The organism is Polaribacter marinivivus (genome assembly GCF_042651285.1).
Taxonomy (GTDB): domain Bacteria; phylum Bacteroidota; class Bacteroidia; order Flavobacteriales; family Flavobacteriaceae; genus Polaribacter; species Polaribacter marinivivus.
This window is the reverse complement of the sequence record NZ_JBHSCY010000002.1, coordinates 493,983-517,482: the sequence shown is the minus strand read 5'-3', so window position 1 is coordinate 517,482 and position 23,500 is coordinate 493,983. Positions and strand designations below refer to the sequence as shown.

Genomic DNA, 23,500 nt, shown 5'->3' with positions numbered 1-23,500 from the left:
TAAATCATGATAAAAAACATAGAAAATATAGAATTGCAATATTTAACGCTTGATGATTATCAGGCGTTAAAACAAGCAATGATTGAAGTTTACGCTAATATGACAAATTCTTATTGGCAAGAACCTCAAATAAAATCATTAATTCAAAAATTTCCAGAAGGTCAAGTCATTATTAAAATTAATGGCAAACTTGCAGGTTGTGCATTATCTATTATGGTAGATTATGATAAGTTTGATGACACTCATACCTATGAAGACATTACTGGTAATTACACCTTTAGCACACATGATGAAGATGGTGATGTTTTATACGGAATTGATGTTTTTATTAAAAAAGAATATCGTGGTTTACGCTTAGGCAGACGTTTGTATGATTACAGAAAAGAACTTGCAGAAAAATTAAACTTAAGAGGAATTGTTTTTGGAGGCAGAATGCCTAATTATCATAAATATGCCAAAGACATATCACCTAAAGAATATTTAGAAAAGGTTAAACGTAAAGAAATACATGATCCTGTTTTAAACTTTCAAATTTCGAACGATTTTCATCCATCAAAAATTTTAAAAGGATATTTAGAAGGAGATAGTAGTTCTGGTGATTATGCAGTTTTATTAGAATGGGATAATATCTATTATCAAAAGCAAACTAAAAAAGCTGCAACCAAAAAAAGAGTGGTGCGTTTAGGGCTTATTCAATGGCAAATGCGTTTGTATAAAGATTTAGAAGAATTAATGCAACAAGCAGAGTATTTTATTGATGCTGTTTCTGCATATAGAGCAGATTTTGCGTTATTCCCTGAATTTTTTAATGCGCCTTTAATGGCAGATCATAACCATTTACCAGAATCTGAGGCGATTCGTGAATTGGCAAAATTTACACCTATTATCGTTCAAAAGTTTTCTGAGTTAGCAATAACGTATAACATCAATATCATTACTGGTAGTATGCCAGAGATTAAAGATGAATTACTTTACAATGTAGGTTATATCTGTAAAAGAGATGGTTCTAAAGACAGATATGAAAAACTACATGTAACTCCTGATGAGGCTAAAGTTTGGGGAATGCAAGGAGGTAATGAGCTTAAAACTTTTGATACAGATTGTGGTAAAGTAGGCGTGCTAATTTGTTACGATTCTGAGTTTCCAGAATTAAGTAGAATTTTAGCAGAAGAAGGTATGGATATTTTATTTGTTCCTTTTTTAACTGATACACAAAATGGCTATTCTAGAGTAAGACATTGTGCACAAGCTAGAGCTATAGAAAACGAATGTTATGTAGCCATTGCTGGTAGTGTAGGTAATTTACCAAAAGTAAATAATATGGATATTCAATTTGCACAATCTATGGTATTTACGCCTTGTGATTTTTCGTTTCCTGCAAACGGAATTAAAGCAGAAGCTACAACCAATACAGAAATGATTGTTATTGCAGACGTAGATTTAGACCTACTTAAAGATTTAAATCAATTTGGTAGTGTACGTAATTTAAAAGATAGAAGAACAGATTTATTTAAACTAGAAAAAATTAAGAAATAGTGAACAAACCTATTACAAACTTTATAGAAAAATACTTTTTGCATTTTAACGCTGCTGCTTTAGTAGATGCTGCAAAAGGGTATGAAGATCAACTAAAAGATGGCTCTAAAATGCTAGTTTCTTTAGCAGGAGCTATGAGTACAGCAGAATTAGGTAAAATATTTGCAGAAATAATTCGTAAAGATAAAGTACATATTGTGTCTTGTACAGGTGCAAATTTAGAAGAAGATGTGATGAATTTAGTAGCACATTCTCATTACAAAAGAGTACCTAATTATAGAGACTTAACTCCACAACAAGAGTGGGATTTATTAGAAAAAGGCTTAAATAGAGTTACAGATACTTGTATCCCAGAAGAAGAAGCTTTTAGAAGAATACAAGAGCATATTGTAAAAATTTGGAAAGATGCAGAAGCTAAAGGAGAACGTTTTTTTCCACATGAGTTTATGTACAAATTGTTATTATCTGGAGTTTTAGAAGAGTATTATGAAATAGATATTAAAGACTCTTGGATGTATGCTGCTGCAGAAAAAAACTTACCAATGGTAGTTCCTGGTTGGGAAGACTCTACAATGGGTAATATTTTTGCTTCTTATGTGTTAAAAGGTGAGTTAAAAGCAAGTACTATGAAATCTGGTATTGAGTACATGACCTTTTTAGCAGATTGGTATACAGACAATTCAGACAATGGTATTGGTTTCTTTCAAATAGGAGGAGGTATTGCAGGCGATTTCCCAATCTGTGTAGTACCCATGTTATACCAAGATATGGAAAGAACAGATACACCTTTTTGGAGCTATTTCTGTCAAATCTCAGACTCTACAACAAGTTATGGTTCGTATTCTGGTGCAGTACCCAATGAAAAAATTACTTGGGGTAAATTAGATATAAATACACCAAAATTTATCATAGAAAGTGATGCTACTATTGTTGCACCTCTTATATTTGCTTATTTATTAGAAATGTAAATCTTATGAGAAGAGTAATTGTTGAATACGCAAAGTTAACAAGAGACATATTAGATATGTTAATTGACAAATATCCTGATGGATATGACTATGAAGATATTATCTCTTTTAAAAACGCTAAAGGAGAAACTGTAAAAGCGGTAGAGCTAAGAACAGAAGACACTGTATATTTGGTAAAAGTAAGTTCTAAGTTAGAAAATGCTATGGAAGAATATGCAGAAGACGAAGATTATTTTGATGATAATGACGACTTTGATGTAAATGTACCTGATGACGAAGACGAAAACTAAATAAACTAAAAAAGCCCAGAATTTTCTGGGTTTTTTTTTATAATTTGTATAGATTAGTTAAGTGTTTAAGTCCTAAATTTGTCCAAAACAAATCGAATAGAAAGTCTTATAGAATTTTCATAAATAAGCTAAAAAACTATGACTTTTAATAGTTTTTAGCTACTGTACTTAATATTTAATTGTTGAAATAAATATTCTGTAAAATCTTTTGATTTAGCTATGTTTATTAAATTAGTTCCTTCGTGTTCCTGTAAGTATTGATCAATGCTTAAACTTAAAAAATTGATTGATTCGTTAAAATGCTCTTGAGTTATACTATTTAAATTTATTTCAGAAATTTCGTTAAATGTAACATTTACTTTATTGAAATGATCTTTTGTAAGTAAGCATCCAATATGCAATTTAAAATTTGAAGTTTTATTCTTAACATTCGTGTCTTGATGTTTTAACCAAAAATTATGACCTTTTTTGTAAATAAGACAACAATTTAAAAATCCTTTAAAATCTTTATTAGGATTAAATATTTTATTGTAGGTGTTTTCTGATTTTAATAAAGATGTTGGCCTAGACCTTGCTGTATGGGGATCATCATAGGCTATTGCTTGAATTGCTTGTGCTGTTAATTGTATACTGAAAATTTTTGTAGCAGGCTTACCTTGGTTTTTGTAATAATTTTTACGTCTGTCATAGTAATAACCCTCATTAAGAAAAAATAATTCAAGATTTCTTTGTACTGGTTCTGTTGCTCTTAATAATGTTGCAGATACTGGATTTTGACTATTTGTTGAAGCAATAATATTATCTGTTGTATCTTTATTTTTGTTTATTATTACTTTCACAAGAACAGATCTTTGATCTTCCTGATCTTCATTGTGACTATTGAAAATAGAATATGATGTCTGTAGTCCATTTACAATTTGAATATTTTCAATAGATAGTTTTTTTCCAACTTCTTTAGGTTCTTCAGCAATAATTGTAATACCATTATTTAACCACCAAAAATCTTCATTATTTGGATTTTCAATAGTGTTTTTTATTTTCTTATTTACATCAACTAAACCTTGAAAATGTCTAATATTACTTTCAAAAAGGTCATCTCTTATATCTCCATTTTCAGATTTAAGAAACGCCTTATAATTAGCCAACTTAACTGTTCCAATATATCCGATTCCATAATCTTCAAAGTCTGTTGATAATGGTCTATCTTTAAATTCTATAGAAAGTCTATTGGATTTCTGTTTTTGATAAAACTCCAAGAGTTCATTACAGCTATAAGCTGAAAAGGAAACATCACTTGTTGATAAACAATTTTTTGAAATTTCTAAAAGTTGATTGGTTTTCTGTTCGAAAACATTATTAACTAAAATTTCAGAAGCTTTACAAGTATAAATATATTCTAACGCTATTTTTCCGCCACTAATAGCTGTATTCTTCCATACTTGTATTAATAAAAGTGCTAGATCTACTAAATCAGAATTAAATCTACTTAAAAGTGCTAATTCATTTTTTTCAAGATCAAATAAAACAGGTATAGTTGTTATTAGTTTATCTAATGGACCTTCTTTAAAAGAATTTTCTTTCTTGCACTGACTAATAATAAATTTTGAATTTGTTTTATTAGTAAAGTTGAAGTTTTCTAAATCATCTATACTTTCTACAAATTCTTCATCGATAAAAACCATTATAGAATCAATTCCCCCATCATTACCACCATCTACAATTGATGAAATTATATTTTCGTAAGTTATATTACGATCTTTATGTATTTGACTTAAAGAAAAGATTTCAAAAATTTCGCTTTCTGTTAAATCAATTTCATTTTTTTCTTTGAAGGTTTTTATGCAGCCTTCTAATATTATTTTATTATTACTCATATTTTTTTGGGTATAAAAGCTAACTTTTAATTTTTTTTTAAAGTCGTTTTAATGGCTAATAATCATTTTAGTCAAACAAGTTCAGCATGTGAAGCGAAGTTCGGTTTTTAAAAACATTTAAGAAAGAGGAAAAACCCCTTTTTTAAACACAAAATATTAACAAAAATTAAAATTTTGATAAATAACCCAGCTTTAACATAATTTTTTAATTTTTATTTGGAACATATTTCTAAAAAGTAAGATATTTGCAATAAGAAATAATAAACATGAAATTTACTAACAATCATCACCATCATTTTTTTAATTGCACTCAAGCGATTTAAAAATGTATTGATGATTATCAAAATATTTATAAACCCGTTTGAGAAATTCAAACGGGTTTTTTATTGAGCTTACAAAACCTATTGAATTCTCAAAACCAAACAAAGAAAAAAGTGAATAAATTAAGAATTGCAGTACAGAAATCAGGTAGATTAAACGAAGATTCTATGAGAATCTTAAAAGATGTAGGTATTTCTATAGATAATGGAAAAGATCAATTAAAAGCAGCAGCTAGAGACTTTCCTGTAGAAGTATTTTACCTAAGAAATGGAGATATACCTCAGTATTTAAAAGATGGTGTTGTAGATGCAGCTATTATTGGAGAGAATGTTTTAATAGAAAAAGGAGAAGGTATTAATTTTGTAGAGCGTTTAGGTTTTTCTAAATGTAAAGTGTCTATAGCTGTACCAAAAGATGCCAAAGAAAACTCTTTAAAAGACTTAGCAGGTAAAAGAATTGCTACTTCATATCCAAAAACTGTAGAAAAGTTTTTAGCAGCACAAAATATTGAAGCGCAATTGCATATCATTAATGGTTCTGTAGAAATTGCCCCAAACATTGGGTTAGCAGATGCTATTTGTGATATTGTTTCAAGTGGAAGTACTTTATTCAAAAACGGATTAAAAGAAATAGAAGTTTTATTAAAATCGGAAGCTGTTTTAGCTGTCTCACCAAAAATCGATGCAGAAAGACAAGCTATTTTAGAGAAAATTCAATTTAGAATCCAGTCAGTTTTAAAAGGACGTCAATCTAAATATGTGCTATTAAATGCACCAAATGATAAGTTAGAAGCTATTATTAATATTTTGCCAGGTATGAGAAGTCCAACTGTATTGCCATTAGCACAAGAAGGATGGAGCTCTGTACATTCTGTAATTCCTAAAAATCAATTTTGGGAGATTATAGATGAATTAAAAAAGAATGGGGCAGAAGGTATATTAGTATGTCCAATTGAAAAAATGGTAGTTTAATAATTAAATTAAATCTTGTCATTACGAATGAGGCACGAATGAAGTAATCTTTTTTAAATAAGATTGCTTCGCTAACTCGCAATGACAGAACAAACTAATTATGAGAGTAATTAAATATCCAATAAAAGAAAACTGGTCATCAATTTTACAAAGACCTACAAAAACAGTAGACGATATAGAAGCTACTGTAAACCAAGTTTTTGGTGATGTTCAAAAAAATGGAGATACAGCTGTCAATAAATATACACAACTTTTTGATGGTGTTACTTTAGCAAATAATTTAGTTTCTTCATCAGAAATTGAAGAAGCAAAAAAACTAATTTCCTCTGAATTAAAAGAGGCAATTATTACAGCACAAAAAAACATTACTGCTTTTCATTTAGCGCAAAAAACAACAAAAGTTTTTGTAGAAACTACAAATGGAGTAGAATGTTGGCAAGAAAAGAGACCCATTCAAAAAGTAGGTTTATACATTCCTGGTGGCACAGCTCCTTTATTTTCAACAGTTTTAATGTTGGCTATACCAGCTCAAATTGCAGGTTGTAAAGAAATCGTACTATGTTCGCCACCTAACAAAGAAGGTAAAATTCATCCAGCAATTTTATTTGCTGCAAATCTTTGTGGTGTTACTAAAATTATAAAAGTAGGTGGTATACAAGCTGTTGCTGGTTTAACATTTGGCACAAAAGCAATACCTCAAGTATATAAAATATTTGGCCCTGGAAATCAATTTGTTACTGTTGCAAAGCAGTTAGCTACTAAATATGGAGTAGCTATTGATATGCCTGCAGGACCAAGTGAATTGTTAGTGGTTGCAGATGATAGTGCAAAAGCTAATTATGTAGCTTCAGACTTATTAAGTCAAGCAGAACATGGTGCAGATAGTCAGGTAATTTTGGTATCAACTTCTCAAAAGTTAATTGATGAAGTTGCTGTTGAAATAGATAAACAACTTTTAGCTTTACCTAGAATTGAAATTGCTAAAAAAGCCATTGAAAATTCTAAATCAATATTAGTAGCTAATGATGAAATTGCTTTAGCATTGATTAATGAATATGGTCCTGAACACTTTATTGTTTGTACAAATAACAATGACTATTATATAGATAATATAGCAAATGCTGGTTCTGTTTTTATTGGTAATTACACACCTGAAAGTGCAGGAGATTATGCATCAGGCACAAACCATACTTTACCAACTAATGGGTTTAGTAAAGCCTATTCAGGAGTAAATTTAGATAGTTTTACAAAGAGTATTACATTTCAAAAAATATCTAAAGAAGGAATACAAAATATAGGTAATGCTATAGAAATTATGGCAGAAGCAGAAGGATTACAAGCACATAAAAATGCTGTTTCTATTCGTTTAAAAGATCTAAAGTAAAATTGTAACGAAAATCATAGACTTACAGTCTTTAAACTATGAAAACAGACTTTAACATTAACAGCATCATTAGAGATAATATTAAAAAACTGAAGCCATATTCATCTGCCAGAGATGAGTATAAAGATGCTTCAGCATTTAATATGATCTTTTTAGATGCTAACGAAAATCCTTTTGAAAACGGAGTAAATCGTTATCCAGATCCACAACAAAATTTGGTAAAAGATGAGCTTTCTAAAATTAAAGAAATTCCTAAAGAAAATATTTTATTAGGTAATGGAAGTGATGAAGTTCTCGATTTAATTTTTAGAGCTTTCTGTGAGCCATATAAAGATAATATTATCACTTTACCACCCACTTATGGTATGTATGGTGTATTAGCAGATTTAAATGCTATAGAAAATAGACAAGTTTTACTTTCTAATCAATTTCAGCCTAAGACAGATGAAATTTTAGCCAAAGTAGATAGTAACAGTAAAATATTGTTTTTGTGCTCTCCTAATAATCCCTCTGGAAACTCATTTTCTAAAGAAAAAGTAGAATACCTATTAGATCGTTTTAATGGGTTAGTAGTTTTAGACGAGGCTTACATAGATTTTTCAACTCAGAAAAGTTGGCTAGCTAAATTAGAAAAATATCCAAATCTAATTATTACTCAAACTTTATCTAAAGCTTATGGTATGGCTGGTATTCGCCTAGGAATATGCTATGCCTCTAAAGAAATTATTCAAATATTAAACAATATTAAACCTCCTTACAATATTAATAGTTTAACACAACAAAAAGCGTTAAATCGTTTACAAAACTATAGTGAGATTAGTAACGAAATTTCTCAAATCATAAGTGAACGTAAACGTCTAAAAAAAGAGTTAGAATGTTGTGTAAATTATATTGAAAAAGTATACGAATCTGATGCTAATTTTCTATTAATTAAAGTAGATGATGCTAATAAACGTTATCAAGAATTAATAGAATATGGAGTAGTAATTAGAAACAGAACTACACAACCTTTATGCGAAAACTGCTTAAGAATAAGTGTAGGGATTTGTGAAGAAAATCAAGTATTAATTAGAGCTTTAAAAGCAATACAATAATGAAAAAAGTATTATTTATAGATAGAGATGGCACTTTGGTTTTAGAACCACCTGTTGATTATCAATTAGATAGTTTAGAAAAATTAGAATTTTATCCAAAGGTATTTCAATACATGGCTAAAATTGCTAGTGAACTAGATTATGAATTGGTTATGGTAACCAATCAAGATGGTTTAGGCACAGATTCTTTTCCTGAAGATACTTTTTGGCCTGCACAAAACAAAGTTATTTCTGCTTTTGAAAAAGAAGGTGTTGTTTTTTCTGAAATTTGCATAGACAAAACTTTTCCTCATGAAAATGCTGAAACACGAAAACCAAGAACGGGTTTATTAACTAAATACTTTTCAGAAGATTATGATTTAGCAAATTCTTTTGTTTTGGGTGATAGAATTACTGACATGGAATTGGCTAAAAACCTTGGAGCTAAAGGAATCTACTTAGCTGAAAACCCAGAATTAGGTGCAGATGAAATTGAAGCTGACAAACAAGAAATTTTAGATTGTATTGCATTAACATCTACAGATTGGCAGAGTATCTACGAATTTTTAAAACTAAAAGATAGAGTAGCTGAAATTACTAGAAACACTAATGAAACAAAGATTTATATCAAGTTAAATTTAGATGGTTCAGGTAAAAATGATATAGATACTGGTTTAAAATTCTTCGATCATATGTTAGATCAAATTGGTAGACATGGAGCAATGGATTTAACGATTAAAGTTGATGGTGATTTAGAAGTTGATGAACACCATACTATAGAAGACACCATGATTGCTTTTGGAGAACTGTTCAACAAAGCTTTAGGTAACAAATTAGGGATTGAAAGATATGGATTCTGTTTACCTATGGACGATTGCCTAGCTCAAGTTGCTGTGGATTTTGGAGGTAGAAATTGGTTAGAATGGGATGCAGAATTTAAACGTGAAAAAATTGGTGATATGCCAACTGAAATGTTTTTTCATTTATTTAAATCGTTTACAGATGGTGCAAAATGTAATTTAAATATTAAAGCAGAAGGCGTAAACGAGCATCATAAAATCGAAGGTATTTTTAAAGCATTTGCAAAAGCTATGAAAATGGCAGTTAAAAGAGATGCAAATAAGATGTTTTTACCATCTACAAAAGGAATGTTATAATTTAGCAATTAGCTTTTGGTAATTGGCTTTTAGCTAATTGCTAAAGGCAAAAAGCAAAAAGCTATAAAATGAAATTAGTAATTATTAATTACGGAGCAGGAAACATTAAAAGTATTCAATTTGCTTTTAAAAGACTTGGTGTAGAAGCTACTTTATCAGATAATGTTGATGAAATTAAAGCTGCAGACAAGGTAATATTTCCTGGAGTTGGTGAAGCAAGTTCTGCTATGAGAATGTTACAAGAGAGTGGTTTAGATAAAGTAATACCAACATTAACTCAGCCAGTTTTAGGTATTTGTTTAGGAATGCAATTAATGTGCAATTCATCAGAAGAAGGTAATACTAAAGGCCTAGGCATTTTTAATGTTGATGTAAAACGTTTTTCAAATACTGTTAAAGTACCTCAAATGGGTTGGAATGTAATAGCTGATTTAAAATCAGATTTATTTAAAGATATTAAAGAAAAAGAGTTTATGTACTTGGTACATAGTTATTATGCTCCAACTTGTAATGAAATGATTGCCAAAACAGATTATGAAGTTGCCTATGCATCTGCATTACAAAAAGACAATTTTTATGGAGTTCAATTTCATCCTGAGAAAAGTGGCATCAAAGGTTCAAAAATATTAGAAAATTTTTTGAAACTAAAAACTAACAACTAAAAACCAAACACTATTTTGAGAATTATACCAGCCATAGATATTATAGAAGGTAAGTGCGTTCGTTTAACAAAAGGAGACTACAACACTAAAAAAATATATAATGAGAACCCTCTTGAAATTGCTAAGGAATTTGAAGCTGCAGGAATCGAATATTTGCATGTTGTAGATTTAGATGGTGCTAAAGCAAGTCAGATTATCAACTATAAAGTGTTAGAGCAAATTGCTACTAAAACCAGTTTAAAAATTGATTTTGGAGGTGGTTTAAAATCAGACAAAGATTTAGAAATTGCTTTTAATTCAGGTGCAAATCAAATCACAGGAGGAAGTATTGCTGTAAAAAACAAACCTGTATTTGAAAGTTGGATTACTAAATTTGGTGCTGAGAAAATTATTTTAGGAGCCGACTTTTATCCAGATAATTCTGGAGGCAAAATTGCAACTAATGGTTGGCAAGAAGAAAGTACTTTAGAATTAATTCCGTTTATTGCTGGTTATCAGCAAAAAGGAATACAATACGTAATTTGTACAGATATTTCTAAAGATGGTATGTTGCAAGGACCAAGTTTTGAAGTTTATAAAAATATTTTAGCAGAAGTAAAACCTTTAAAATTAATAGCTTCAGGAGGAATATCAACTTTTGATGAAATTCCAAAATTAGCAGAATTAGGTTGTGAAGGCGTTATTATTGGCAAAGCTATTTACGAAAATAAAATCAGTTTAAAACAATTAGAAAATTTTATAATTAGTCAATAAGATGCTAACAAAAAGAATAGTACCTTGTTTAGATATTAAAAACGGAAGAACTGTAAAAGGTGTCAATTTTGTAAATTTAATTGATGCTGGAGATCCAGTAGTTTTAGCTAAACAATATGCAGAATTAGGTGCAGATGAATTAGTTTTTTTAGATATAGCTGCTACTTTAGAAAATAGAGGCACTACTTTAGATATGGTTTTAAAGGTTGCAGAACAAGTAAACATTCCTTTTACAGTAGGTGGTGGAATTTCTTCTGTAGAACACGTAGATGCCTTGTTAAAATGTGGTGCAGATAAAGTTTCTATCAATTCATCAGCAGTAAAAAGACCTGATTTAATAAACGAATTATCACAGAAGTTTGGAAGTCAGTGTGTGGTAGTCGCTATTGATGCAAAAGAAATAGATGGTGAATGGTTTGTGCATTTGGCAGGAGGAACTATTCCTACAGACATAAAACTATTTGAATGGGCTAAAGAAGTTGAAGAACGAGGAGCAGGAGAAATTTTGTTTACTTCAATGAATCATGATGGCACAAAAGCAGGTTTTGCCAATGAAGCTTTAGCTTACTTATCAGATTTAGTAAACATTCCAATAATCGCTTCAGGTGGTGCAGGTAATGTTCAACATTTTATAGATACATTTACATTAGGAAAATCTGATGCTGCTTTAGCAGCCAGTGTTTTTCATTTTGGAGAAATTCCGATTTTAGAATTAAAACAAAAATTAAAGGAAAATAATATTCCTGTAAGAATATAAGTTATGAATATCGATTTCAATAAAAATAACGATGGTTTAGTGCCAGCAATAATTCAAGATGCTACTACAAAAAATGTATTGATGTTGGGTTATATGAATGAAGAAGCTTTTGCGAAAACACAAGAAACAAAGCTAGTTACTTTTTATAGCAGAACTAAAAACAGACTTTGGACCAAAGGTGAAGAAAGTGGTAATGTGTTACATTTAGTTGATATGAAATTAGATTGTGACAACGATACTTTATTGATACAAGTAAACCCAAAAGGACCTACTTGTCATAAAGGTTCAGATACGTGTTGGAATGAAGAAAATTCTCCTAATTATAGTTTCTTTACTACATTAGAAAATGTTATTAAAGAAAGAGTTGCTAATAAAGACACTAAAAAATCTTACGTAGCAAGTTTATTTGATAAAGGGATAAATAAAGTAGCTCAAAAAGTAGGAGAGGAGGCAGTAGAAACTGTAATAGAGGCTATGGATACTAATGATGAGTTATTCTTATATGAATCAGCTGATTTACTTTTCCATTATTTAATGTTGCTACAAGCGAAAGGATTTACCTTAAAAGATATAGAAGCAGAATTAAAAAGTAGACATAAATAAAACAAACCCTCACAAATTGCGAGGGTTTTCTAATATATAGTATTCTTAGAAAGTTTAATACTCATTCATTAGAATTACTTTTAAATTTGGATAGTTTTCTTTAAGTTCTTTTTCTAAACCTATTACATGTGCAGCACCTATCATCACAATATTTTTTGTTTTTTTAGTAGCTAAAATTTGTTCTGCTATATTTTTAGCAATTCGCATATTTCGTTGATTAAAATAGTCTCTACCTTCTGCACAACCTTTTGTATCTTTTACAACATAAGAAAATGAAGCCATATCATGTAATTGCTGTAAAGATTTTCTCTTATTAGTATGTTTCCCTAATTTTCTAAAAATTGCTGGTAAAATGGCACTATTATAATTCTTTTTATTTAATTTTTGATTAGCAGCATTGTTTCCATTATTAATGCCTTCTTTTACACACTTTCTCCAAGCTTCATGATATTCACCATTTGTTTGTTGGTCATCTACATTTAAAACCTTCATGTTCTTATACAATGCTAATTTGTAGGTTAAATCTCCATCTTCATGTCTTGTAGGTTTATTTGCGCCTTTAATTCCGTATTTCTTTAAATACGTTAATAGTTCGTAGTTTCCATTATCTCTTAAATATAAATATGATTTTATCAAATAATCTATTTCTATTGGTGATAAATTAGCATACTTTTTTGCTGCAAAAAATTTAAAAGTTGTTTCATTAAAATCGAATACTTTTTTAATGGAATCAGATTTCGCATAAAATTTTTGATATCCTTTAGACCAACCTTTTTTTAAATACTCCCAAGAAATTGTATCATTTGGCATAGGCGATTCAACAAATATATTTTCTGGATTGTATTTTTTTGCAAATCGTAACATCGGTTTATAACTATGTTTTACAATTTTGGGTACTGTATGCATTGTGCCTATAATTACTATTTCTTGTTGTGTTTTTTGTGCAGATAACGTAAAAAATGTTGCTAATAAAATTATTAATAAAGTGATTTTAGTTTTCATAATTCTAAATATTGTGATTAAACTTTCTGAGACAAAACTAGAAATGAAAAGCTAATAAACTTAATTATAATAAGGGTTTGGGGCGAAATGCAATTATTCTGTGGTAGAATTTAAAACTGATTTTACTTCAGTTTTGTAAGTGTTAGATATTGGGATGAAAATAGAACTAGATAATTCTGCAAACAGTTTACCTTTTTCGGTTTTCCACTGTTTAAAGTGATAAGGATTAATAATAAAAGAACGATGTGTTCTTAACAATTCTGGAAAATCATCAGCTATTTTAGAAAGTTTATTTCGTATTAAAGTTTTCTTTACATCATTCCCAGAAATGCAAAATACTTCTATATAATTATCTGAAGATTGAATACAAATTAAATCATTTAATAAAATTCGTAATCCTTCATAATTACCTTCTCCTTTAATCTCTATTTTTTGATCTTGTATTTTTTTATTCTTGTATTTTCCAAAAGCAAAACGTCCAAAAATAACAATAGGCAAAATAGTAAGTAATGCTGGAAAAATAACAGATGTTAAATGATACCAAAGTGTATAAGGATATGGTTCACCAGGTACAATAACATAAAGATAGAAAAGTCTAGCTGCAACAATACTTACGATAATAAATATGAGGAAAAACAATAGTTCTGTTTTAACAAACCAGTGTTGATCATTTTTTTGATATAAATAATTTTGAATGGGTAAAAAAAGTAAATAACAAAATGCACCTAATAAGCCATATAAAGGCATGTAAATTAATTTTTCTGTATCTCCAAATTCATTTACATCTAAAGGTTCTGTAAAATATAGAAAAATAAAAATCCATAATGCTAAACCTAAAGCAATAATAATATGATGCTTAATTGACGAATCAAAAGGATATTTATGCTGTAACATATTTACGATTAATTTTCTTCTACATTTGGTAATTGATAACTTCTATACGCACCAAAAACGCCAAATAAAGAAAGTAGTAAAAGTACAGCTTCTACAGAAAAAATTGAAGCCAAAGCACTTAATCCTCCTGTAATTAAAAGGATAAGCCCAATAATTGTATTGCTTATTGCTACAAAATCTGTTCGTTTATTACCTTCTGCCATATCAACAATGTAGGTTTTTCTACCTAATCTAACTCCACTATGTGCAATACCTAAAATAAAAAATGCTACAGGATAAATCCAATACAAACTAGAAATCTCTTTAAAAATTACCAAAATAACCACCATTAGTATCCCTAAAAAAGAAGCCACTAATGAGGCTATAGACATTACATTTTTACTTGATTTATCTGCCATTTTACCCCAAATTGGAGCACTAATAACAGAGGCAATACCATTTACCAGAATAAATAAACCTAATAAATATGCATCTTTACCAATATTTCTTTGTGCTAATAACACATAAAAAGGTGCTGATAAAGAAGAGCATAACAATAAAGATCTAGCTATAATAAATTTTCTAAAATGTTTATTACTTTTTAAAAGGGTTAATTTACAAAATGAATTTTTTAATGAAATTCTAGTTTTCTCTACTTCACTTTTTGGTTCTTTGATGCTTGAATAAAAAAGAGCTGCCAATAACCACATAGAACTTGCAAAAATTAAAAGTAAACTATAAAAAAGAATGGTGGTGTCTTCTTTAGATTTATAAATTAAAAATAGCCCTGCAATTAATACTAAAACTCCAGAGACAGATGAAGTATACCCTTTTAATTTTCCTCTACTTTGTTTAGGAATCACTTTACCCAAAACATCTTTAGAACTTAAAGAGCACAAGCTTCTAGATAAACTAAATATTATTAAGAAAAATACAATAATAAAACCACCTAAAACACCTTCAAAATTATAAGCAGTTAAACCCATAGCAAAGATTGCAACACATTGTAGTAGTGCTCCAAAAATGTAAATTCTTTTTCTTTTTTCTTTTGTTTTTACATAGTTCCCCAAAACAATTTGAGGTAACATAGAACCAGATTCTCTAATTGGAACTATTAAACTAATTAAATAAACTGGAGCATTCATAATTGTCATTACCCAAGTTAAAACAGTTTTAGGGTTACTTAAAGTATCTCCTAATTTTGTAAAAGTGCTACTTAATAAGAGTAAAAAATAATTCTTAGGTAAATCGTCTTTAATTTCATCTTCATTGTCATGTAACCACTTGTATAATTTAATAAAGAAAGTACTATTCATATTTATAAAAATACAATTTTAATCTATATTTTAATTAAGCTAACCATAGTTTAAATCTTATTTTATATCAGTATTTTTGATACTTATTTTAATATATGAAACTAACCAAGAAAGAAATTCTTATAGGTGTCGCATTTTTAGCCATTTATGTAGTTTGGGGTTCTACTTATTTATTTAATAAAATAGCTGTAACTCAGTTGTCTCCTTTTTATTTAGCTTCTATTCGTTTTTTTGTAGCAGGTGTTTTAATGTTTGTATTGGCTTTTATCTTAAAACAACCTTTAAAAATTTCAAGAAAACAACTCATAAATTCTATAATAGCTAGTTTCTTCTTTTTAATATATGGTAATGGCGTGTTTGTTTGGGCTTTAAAATATGTAGATAGTGGTTTTGGTGCGTTAATAGCTTCTACACAACCCCTATTTGTTTTGCTTTTATTAAGATTAATAGATAGAAAACCATTTCAAAAAAAGTCTATAATAGGGGTGATTTTAGGGATTTCTGGAATGTATTTGCTAATTTCTCAGAAAGAACTTATAACATCAGAAGATATGTTATTAGGTATTTTTATGATGCTTTCTTGTGTGCTGAGTTGGAGTTATGGAAGTGTATTTGTTGCTAAAGCTGACTTACCAAAAAGCTTTATGGTAACTACAGGATACCAAATGTTGGTATCTGGTTTTGTTTTACTAGGCATGAGTTTAAGTTTTCATGAAACATGGTTGCCTATAACAGATTGGAGTAGAGAAGTAATATTTTCAATTCTGTTTCTAATTGTTTTTGGAGGTATTGTAGCCTTTACAGCATTTAACTTTTTACTAAAGAATGTATCACCAGAAAAAGTATCAACTTCTGCATATGTAAACCCAGTGATTGCATTGTTTTTAGGTTGGATGTTTCTAAATGAAAAATTATCTACTCAATCAATTATTGCCTCATTAGTACTATTAACAGGTGTGTATTTTATAACGTCTAGAAAAAGGAAATGAATCCTTGTATTTTTTATAGTAGATACCAACAATAAATTATACTGGCAATCTATACAATCTATGCCTTTTGGGAGACCTAATTTTAAAGATATTTTAAACGGAATCGATTATATTTTAAAAGAAAAATATCCTGCAAGAGGATAATTGTAACATCATTTGTAGTTAATTTATATGAAGATAAAGTAATTATTTAAAAAAATAATATATATTTGTTTTAAACAAATTAGTATAATTAAACTTTCTACCCCTATGAAAACAACAAATCTTAATGATTTGGAACAGTCCGTTTTAAACGCTGTACAAAAAGAACACCTAACTAGTTACGAAATTTTACAAAGAGTTGAAGATGTTTCTATGCTTTTATCTTTGTATAATATTTTAGACAAACTAAGTAATAAAGGTATTTTAAAATCTTATGTAAAACAAGATACTAAGTATCATTATGTAGCTTAATAAAGGCAACAAAACATTTTAAAAACGCTGTTTATATCATAAAAAACATGATAAAACAGCGTTTTTTTCGTTTATCTTCAAATTAGTACCATTCATATTAAAAGACTTTCCATTTATCTAATATTTTACAAACAAGCGTAGTTTAGTAGTAATTTTACAGTGTAATTAAAAAATCATTGTCATGAATCATCAAAATTTTACACCAGAACAGTTGTCAGTTTTAAACGAAATTAAAAATCAACCGTTAACAAGTTTTGAAATTCTAAGGCGTGTTGAAAATGTATCTATGATTTTATCCTTGTATAATATAATGGATGAATTAAATGATAAAGGTGTAGTTAAAAGCTACATGAATAATGATGTTAAATATCATATTGCTTGTTAAAAAATACCCTAAAAATAAATACTGACCCCTATAATACTATCAAACACCCCTAAGTCCCTAGAAAAAGTTTACATTGTAAATTTGGTTTGATTATTAAAACTCTAAAAAAGCTCAGCCCTAAATGAACTTTCTTAGAGTTTTTTTTATGGTTATTAAGTAGCCAATTATATATATTTTGATTTTTAAAAATTAAAATCGTATTTTTAAATATGCTAGTAAAGCAAAATAGACTAATTATTATATTATTTTCTATTGCTTTTCTTTGTTTATATAGTTGTAAAAATTCTGATAAAACAGCTTTAAAAACAAAAGAGGCCTATAATGCTATTGTTGCTAATTCTTCTCCAAGAGACTTACCAGAAATTAAAGAAGAAGGAGTTTTAAGAGCTTTGGTAGTTTATAGTAGTACCAGTTATTTTTTATATAAAGGGCAACCCATGGGTTTTGAGTATGAAATGTTACAAAGACTGGCTAAAGACTTAAACTTAAAGTTAGAAATAATAGTTTCAGACGATTTAGATTCACAATTTGAAGTATTAAATAGTGGAGAGGTAGATATTATTGCACATGGTATGACCATTACCAATCAAAGAAAGTGGGAGGTAGACTTTACGGATTATTTGTATTTAACAAAGCAGGTTTTAGTTCAAAAAAAACCAGATAATTTTAGAAAATTATCTTGGAGTACCCTACAAAAGCATTTAATAGACGATCCATTAGACTTAATTGGCGATACTGTTTCTATCAGAAAAAACTCATCATATTATGAACGAATTGTTAGTTTATCTAATGAAATGGGAGGTGAAATACATATTAATTATTTAGATAGTAAGCTTTCTACTGGCGAAATAATAGATATGGTTGCAGAGGGTAAAATAAAATACACTATTGCAGACGAAAATTTAGCTAGAATTAATGCTGCTAGTAATCCTATTTTAAAAGTAGATGTACCTATTTCTTTTTCTCAAAGAATTGCGTGGGTTACTCGTAAAAAATCAGTAAAATTTAAAGAAGAAGTAAATAAATGGATTCGTAAACAGCGCAAAAAAACAAGTTACTTTGTTATTTACAATAAGTATTTTAAAAATAAACGTTTTTATAGAAGAAGAGTTAAAAGTGATTATTACAGCTTAAATAACAATCAAATTAGTCAATATGATGATTTAATTAAGCGTTTTACTAAAAAACTAGGCTGGGATTGGCGTTTATTAGCTGCACAAGTATATCAAGAGTCTAAATTTGATCCATCAGCAGAATCTTGGGCAGGTGCAAGAGGCTTAATGCAAGTTATGCCAGCAACCGCAAAAGAATTAGGTATTAAAGACGTTTCTGATCCTATAGAAAGTTTACGAGGAGGCACTAATTATTTAAATATTTTGTACAATAGATTTGAAGATATAGAAGATGATGAAACGCGAATTAAATTTACATTAGCTTCTTTTAACTGTGGCTATGAACATGTTAGAGATGCTCAACGTCTTGCAGATTTTAATAATTTAGATCCTATAGTTTGGGAAAATAATGTAGCAGAGATGCTTCTTGAATTGCGTTTTCCTAAAAACTATAATAAAGATTTTATAAAATATGGGTATGTTAGAGGAACAGAACCTGTAAACTACGTAAGACAAATCTTTGAACGTTACCATCAATACAAGCAATTTATTACTGATGAAGAAGAAGATAAACTAGAATTTACTTCAAAATAGGCGCTAATACTTCCCAAACGTTTTTTGCTAATATTTTATGTCCTTTTACAGTTGGATGTATACCATCTGACTGATTTAAACTTGGTATTCCACCAACATTTTCTAACAAAAACGGAATTAAAGCAACTTGATTTTTTTGTGCTAAAGCAGGAAAAATATTTTTAAACTCATTAGTATAGTCTTGACCAAAATTAGGAGGAATTTGCATGCCTGCCAATACAATCTTAGTGGAAGGGTATTTGGTTTTTACAGCATCTATAATATATTGTAAATTCATTTTTGTTTCAGTTAAAGGGACACCTCTTAAACCATCATTTGCGCCTAATTCTAAAATAAAAACACTTGGTTTTTGATTTAAAACCCAATCAATTCTATTTTTACCTCCTGCAGTAGTTTCTCCACTTATACCAGAGTTTATTACAGTATACCCTAATTGTAAGCTATCTATTTTTTGTTGTAATAATCCAGGGTAGGCATCTTCTACATCTTCTAATCCATAGCCAGCAGTTAAACTATCACCAAAAACAACAATACGTTTCTTGTTGGTAGTTTTTTCTGTTTTAGTAGATACTACATTTGTAGTAACCTCTTTTTTAGTAGTTGTTTTTTGGGCATCTGATTTACAAGAAAATAGTAGTATAATTAAAGAAAAATAACAGAATTTTAAGAAAATTGAATGCGATATTATGTGTGTATTCTTCATCAAATGATTATTTTTCAATATTATTTAAAATGCCACTTTTTGTGTGCTTTTTTCAAGCTAAAAGTATCTGTAAGTTTAATATAATTAAGGTACTTACTAACTAAAAATAGTTTCATGTCAAAGATATTAAAGATTAATGATTTAGAGAAAACTTATACAAGTGGTTCTAAACAATTAACAGTAATTAGTAATATTTCATTTGAAGTAGAGAAGGGGAGTATCTTTTCTATTGTTGGACCTTCAGGTAGTGGTAAAACCACATTGTTAGGTTTATGTGCTGGTCTAGATTATCCTACTTCAGGTACAATAGAATTATGTGGTACTGCTTTACAAAATTTAAACGAAGATGAAAGAGCAGCATTACGTAACAAAGAAGTGGGTTTTATTTTTCAGAATTTTCAGTTACTACCCACATTAACAGCTTTAGAAAATGTTATAGTACCCTTAGAATTACAAGGCGATAAAAATGCTGCTTCTGCTGGTAAAGCTCTTTTAACAAAGGTAGGCCTAGCAGATCGTATGCATCATTACCCAACACAATTATCTGGAGGAGAACAACAACGTGTTGCTTTGGCAAGAGCTTTTGTAAATAAACCTTCTATTTTATTTGCAGATGAACCAACTGGGAATTTAGATGAAGAAACTGGAGAAAAAGTAATTCAGCTTCTTTTTGAATTAAATAAAGAAGCAGGAACAACCTTAGTGATTATTACGCATGATTTAGATTTAGCCAATAGAACACAACAAATATTACGTTTAAAAGGTGGTAAAATTATAGCTAATGATAAAACAGCATTGGTGTAATGAACAAACAAACTAAAGCGGGTTTTAATTGGTTGCTAAAAATGGCTTGGAGAGATGGTAAAGCTAGTCTTTCTAGACTCTTTTTATTTATGGCGTCTATTATTTTAGGAATCGCTGCAGTTGTAGCAATACAACTATTTAGTACTAATTTAAAAGACAATATTCAAAAGCAATCGAAATCTTTAATGGGGGCAGACTTTATTATAGATAGTCGAAAAAAACCATCAGAAAAAGTTCAAAAAATCATAGATTCTTTAGGCGCAGATGCTTCTGAAGTAAACTTTGTATCTATGGCTGCTTTCCCAAAGAACGAAGGTACCAAATTAGTAAAAGTTAGAGCTATGAAAGGGGCTTTCCCTTTTTATGGTAAACTAAGCACTTTGCCCGAAAATGCAAGTGCTAGCTATCAAGAATTAGGAGGTGCATTAGTAGATGCCACATTATTATTACAATACAATATTAAACAAGGCGATTCTATAAAACTTGGCAAGGTTACTTTTCCAATTATTGGAGCATTAAAATCTATACCTGGTAGTACAGCCATATCTTCTTCTGTTGCACCAACAGTGATAATTCCGTTTCGATATTTAGAAAAAACAGCGTTATTACAATTAGGGAGTAGAACAGAATATCAATATTTTTTTAAAGCTCCAGAAATGGATTTAGAGCTTTTAGACAAAAAAATAGATCCTATTTTAGATAATGAAAATGCAGACTTAGATACCCATACCAATACCAGTAGAAACTTAGGTAGAAGGTATGATAATGTAGGACGCTTCTTAAACCTAGTGGCTTTTATAGCTTTATTATTAGGTTGTATTGGTATAGCTAGTTCTGTACATATTTATATTAAAGAAAAATTAAAAAATGTAGCTGTTTTAAAGTGCTTAGGTGCCTCAAGAAAACAATCTTTTTACATCTACCTTATACAAATTGTAAGTATTGGTGCTATAGGGGGTATTGTAGGAGCTGCTATAGGTACAAGCTTACAATATGCTTTTCCTTATATATTAAAAGAGTTTTTACCTTTTAGTGTAGAAATATCTATTACGTGGCCACCTATTGTTATGGGGATAACCTTAGGTATTTTTATGTCGGTTTTATTTGCCTTATTACCTTTATTAGGTACTTGGTATGTATCGCCTTTAGAAGTTTTAAGAGGACAAGAAGAAAATCAACAAAAACCAAAAGCAGCAAAGCTAATTGTAGGGCTAACCATATTGTTTTTTATTTTTTTATTTTCATTTTGGATGCTAAAAAGCGTAATAAATGGTTTAGTATTTACAATTGGTATTTTTATCACATTTGCAATAGTAGCAGGTATTTCTAGCTTGTTTATAAAACTAATAAAAAAGTTTTTTCCAACTTCTTGGGGTTTTACCAGCCGTCAAAGCTTACTCAATCTATTTAGACCCAATAATCAAACCATGGTATTAGTATTAGCTATTGGCTTGGGTACATTTTTAATAAGTACGCTGTATTTTACCAAAGATATTTTACTATCTAAAACTACGTTAGACAATAAAAAAACAGATGCCAATATTATTTTAATGGATGTTCAAAGCAGCCAAGAACAAGCCTTAATTGATAATTTTAAAACTCAGGGTATAGAAATTATAGATAATATACCCATTATTACCATGCGTATGCATAGTCTAAAAGGTAAGTTGGCTAATGACATTAGAAAAGACACCACTGTTAGAATGCGTAGATGGATGCTTAACAGAGAATTTAGAGTAACCTATAGAGACAAACTATCAGAAACAGAAGAGCTGGTTGCAGGTGAATTTATAGGGAATGCAAATGGTGAGCAACCAATACCCATATCAATCTCAGAAAGTATTGCTAGAGATGCTAATTTAAGTATTGGTGATAAAGTAACCTTTAACATACAAGGTGTACTCATGGATACTAAAGTTAGTAGTATTCGAAAAGTAGACTGGGGGAGTATGCAGGTTAACTTTTTAATTTTGTTTCCAAAAGGCGTTTTAGAAAATGCACCACAGTTTAATGTAATTACAAGTTATGTGCCTACAGAAGAAAGTTCTGCAGCATTGCAACGCTATTTGGTTAAAAACTTTCCTAATATAACAATATTAGATTTACGCCAAGTATTTACCATTGTAGAAGATATACTTAACAAAGTTTCTTGGATTATTAATTTTATGGCCTTCTTTAGCATTATTACAGGCTTTATTGTTTTAATTGGTTCTGTAAGAAACAGCAAATATCAACGAATTAAAGAAAGTGTATTATTAAGAACATTAGGTGCAAAAAGCAAACAAATACTTCATATAACAGCATTAGAATATATTTATCTAGGCGTTTTAGGAAGCTTAACAGGTATTTTATTGTCTTTGGTTGGCAGCCAATTGTTAGCCACTTTATTATTTAAAGAACCATTTATACCTTCTGGCATTCCATTTTTAGTGTTTTTGCCAAGTATAACTATATTAGTTGTTGTTATTGGCTTAAGCAATATAAAAACGGTACTACAAAGCCCACCATTAGAAGTATTACGTAAAGAAGTTTAGTTTAAAAAAAGAAAAAAGTCTTAAAACTAGAGCTTTAAGACTTTTTAAAACGGTAACACTGTAAACAGTGTATAGTTTTTGTTTGAGATTTTAAATTTACAACACATCTAATAATTTACCAAAACAATTACTATTTTTTTTAAAGCAGTAACTATTGAACAAAATATTGAATATTAAAAAGAAATATAGCTTATGAATGCTAAAGAACTTTTGATCGTAAAATAATTATAATATAATTGTTGACGATATAAATCACTAAGTGTTCATTATCTACAATTATATTAAATATGCTGTAATCATCATATAATAAATCAAATACATTTGTACTATAATTTATAATATAGTAAAATAAAAACTCAATATTTATAGGGTTTTAGAAAAAAAAG

At 29.1% G+C, this 23,500-nt stretch carries 22 protein-coding genes; 17 read left to right on the top strand and 5 right to left on the bottom strand.

Features of this window, described 5'->3' with window-relative positions:
- Window positions 1-6 precede the first annotated feature (6 nt).
- From ACFOWD_RS10445 to ACFOWD_RS10435, 3 genes are read left to right on the top strand one after another with little or no spacing between them, the layout of a single operon-like run.
- Complete coding sequence (locus ACFOWD_RS10445) at window positions 7-1,536, top strand: bifunctional GNAT family N-acetyltransferase/carbon-nitrogen hydrolase family protein (protein WP_377410365.1); 1,530 nt, start codon at window positions 7-9, stop codon at window positions 1,534-1,536.
- The gene (locus ACFOWD_RS10440; protein WP_298993038.1) at window positions 1,536-2,504 is read left to right on the top strand and encodes a deoxyhypusine synthase family protein; all 969 of its coding nucleotides are present in this window, start codon (window positions 1,536-1,538) and stop codon (window positions 2,502-2,504) included. The genes ACFOWD_RS10445 and ACFOWD_RS10440 overlap by 1 nt, the downstream gene beginning before the upstream one ends.
- A 5-nt stretch (window positions 2,505-2,509) precedes the next feature.
- The gene (locus ACFOWD_RS10435; RefSeq protein WP_298993041.1) at window positions 2,510-2,794 is read left to right on the top strand and encodes a hypothetical protein; all 285 of its coding nucleotides are present in this window, start codon (window positions 2,510-2,512) and stop codon (window positions 2,792-2,794) included.
- 155 nt (window positions 2,795-2,949) lie between these two features.
- Here the strand turns inward: ACFOWD_RS10435 and ACFOWD_RS10430 are convergent, their stop codons facing one another.
- Window positions 2,950-4,668, bottom strand: coding sequence for an AIPR family protein (locus tag ACFOWD_RS10430; RefSeq protein ID WP_377410362.1), 1,719 nt, complete (start codon window positions 4,666-4,668; stop codon window positions 2,950-2,952).
- Window positions 4,669-5,102: 434 nt separating this feature from the next.
- On the opposite strand from ACFOWD_RS10430, the gene hisG reads away from it, so the two are divergent.
- The 8 genes from hisG to hisIE all read left to right on the top strand — a co-directional run bounded on the left by hisG (window position 5,103) and on the right by hisIE (window position 12,349).
- Window positions 5,103-5,960, top strand: a complete 858-nt coding sequence (gene hisG, locus ACFOWD_RS10425; protein WP_377410360.1) for an ATP phosphoribosyltransferase — start codon at window positions 5,103-5,105, stop codon at window positions 5,958-5,960.
- A gap of 100 nt (window positions 5,961-6,060) precedes the next feature.
- Complete coding sequence (hisD, locus tag ACFOWD_RS10420) at window positions 6,061-7,344, top strand: histidinol dehydrogenase (RefSeq protein WP_377410358.1); 1,284 nt, start codon at window positions 6,061-6,063, stop codon at window positions 7,342-7,344.
- A gap of 38 nt (window positions 7,345-7,382) precedes the next feature.
- Window positions 7,383-8,438, top strand: a complete 1,056-nt coding sequence (gene hisC, locus ACFOWD_RS10415) for a histidinol-phosphate transaminase (RefSeq protein WP_377410356.1) — start codon at window positions 7,383-7,385, stop codon at window positions 8,436-8,438.
- Window positions 8,438-9,574: a bifunctional histidinol-phosphatase/imidazoleglycerol-phosphate dehydratase HisB gene (gene hisB / locus ACFOWD_RS10410; protein WP_377410354.1), complete on the top strand. Its 1,137-nt coding sequence runs from the start codon at window positions 8,438-8,440 to the stop codon at window positions 9,572-9,574. The genes hisC and hisB overlap by 1 nt, the downstream gene beginning before the upstream one ends.
- A 68-nt stretch (window positions 9,575-9,642) precedes the next feature.
- Entirely contained in the window at window positions 9,643-10,236 is a 594-nt protein-coding gene (gene hisH, locus ACFOWD_RS10405; RefSeq protein WP_377410352.1) for an imidazole glycerol phosphate synthase subunit HisH, read from the top strand.
- A 15-nt stretch (window positions 10,237-10,251) separates the two neighbouring features.
- A complete protein-coding gene (gene hisA / locus ACFOWD_RS10400; RefSeq protein WP_377410350.1) occupies window positions 10,252-10,989 on the top strand; it encodes a 1-(5-phosphoribosyl)-5-[(5-phosphoribosylamino)methylideneamino]imidazole-4-carboxamide isomerase in 738 nt (245 codons plus the stop codon).
- 1 nt (window position 10,990) lies between these two features.
- Window positions 10,991-11,746: an imidazole glycerol phosphate synthase subunit HisF gene (gene hisF, locus ACFOWD_RS10395; RefSeq protein ID WP_377410348.1), complete on the top strand. Its 756-nt coding sequence runs from the start codon at window positions 10,991-10,993 to the stop codon at window positions 11,744-11,746.
- A 3-nt stretch (window positions 11,747-11,749) separates the two neighbouring features.
- The gene (hisIE, locus tag ACFOWD_RS10390) at window positions 11,750-12,349 is read left to right on the top strand and encodes a bifunctional phosphoribosyl-AMP cyclohydrolase/phosphoribosyl-ATP diphosphatase HisIE (protein WP_377410346.1); all 600 of its coding nucleotides are present in this window, start codon (window positions 11,750-11,752) and stop codon (window positions 12,347-12,349) included.
- A gap of 54 nt (window positions 12,350-12,403) precedes the next feature.
- Here the strand turns inward: hisIE and ACFOWD_RS10385 are convergent, their stop codons facing one another.
- The 3 genes from ACFOWD_RS10385 to ACFOWD_RS10375 form a co-directional block, all read right to left on the bottom strand.
- Window positions 12,404-13,351 (bottom strand): hypothetical protein, encoded by a 948-nt coding sequence (locus tag ACFOWD_RS10385; RefSeq protein ID WP_377410345.1) that lies wholly within the window; start codon window positions 13,349-13,351, stop codon window positions 12,404-12,406.
- A 93-nt stretch (window positions 13,352-13,444) separates the two neighbouring features.
- A complete protein-coding gene (locus tag ACFOWD_RS10380) occupies window positions 13,445-14,245 on the bottom strand; it encodes a LytTR family transcriptional regulator DNA-binding domain-containing protein (RefSeq protein ID WP_377410343.1) in 801 nt (266 codons plus the stop codon).
- Window positions 14,246-14,253: 8 nt separating this feature from the next.
- Window positions 14,254-15,540: an MFS transporter gene (locus tag ACFOWD_RS10375; RefSeq protein WP_377410341.1), complete on the bottom strand. Its 1,287-nt coding sequence runs from the start codon at window positions 15,538-15,540 to the stop codon at window positions 14,254-14,256.
- Between the two features lie 95 nt (window positions 15,541-15,635).
- On the opposite strand from ACFOWD_RS10375, the gene ACFOWD_RS10370 reads away from it, so the two are divergent.
- The 4 genes from ACFOWD_RS10370 to ACFOWD_RS10355 all read left to right on the top strand — a co-directional run bounded on the left by ACFOWD_RS10370 (window position 15,636) and on the right by ACFOWD_RS10355 (window position 19,073).
- Complete coding sequence (locus ACFOWD_RS10370) at window positions 15,636-16,529, top strand: EamA family transporter (protein WP_377410339.1); 894 nt, start codon at window positions 15,636-15,638, stop codon at window positions 16,527-16,529.
- Between the two features lie 249 nt (window positions 16,530-16,778).
- Complete coding sequence (locus ACFOWD_RS10365) at window positions 16,779-16,982, top strand: hypothetical protein (RefSeq protein WP_298993096.1); 204 nt, start codon at window positions 16,779-16,781, stop codon at window positions 16,980-16,982.
- A gap of 181 nt (window positions 16,983-17,163) precedes the next feature.
- Entirely contained in the window at window positions 17,164-17,367 is a 204-nt protein-coding gene (locus tag ACFOWD_RS10360) for a hypothetical protein (RefSeq protein WP_298993099.1), read from the top strand.
- 209 nt (window positions 17,368-17,576) lie between these two features.
- Complete coding sequence (locus tag ACFOWD_RS10355) at window positions 17,577-19,073, top strand: MltF family protein (protein WP_377410337.1); 1,497 nt, start codon at window positions 17,577-17,579, stop codon at window positions 19,071-19,073.
- Here ACFOWD_RS10355 and ACFOWD_RS10350 read toward each other — a convergent pair.
- Window positions 19,060-19,776, bottom strand: coding sequence for an arylesterase (locus ACFOWD_RS10350; protein ID WP_377410335.1), 717 nt, complete (start codon window positions 19,774-19,776; stop codon window positions 19,060-19,062). The two genes, ACFOWD_RS10355 and ACFOWD_RS10350, sit on opposite strands and share 14 nt — an antisense overlap.
- 114 nt (window positions 19,777-19,890) lie before the next feature.
- Between ACFOWD_RS10350 and ACFOWD_RS10345 the strand changes: the two genes are divergently transcribed.
- On the top strand, window positions 19,891-20,580 hold the full coding sequence (locus ACFOWD_RS10345) for an ABC transporter ATP-binding protein (protein WP_298993107.1): 690 nt from the start codon (window positions 19,891-19,893) through the stop codon (window positions 20,578-20,580).
- 41 nt (window positions 20,581-20,621) lie between these two features.
- Window positions 20,622-23,114, top strand: a complete 2,493-nt coding sequence (locus ACFOWD_RS10340; RefSeq protein ID WP_377410990.1) for an ABC transporter permease — start codon at window positions 20,622-20,624, stop codon at window positions 23,112-23,114.
- Window positions 23,115-23,500 lie beyond the last annotated feature (386 nt).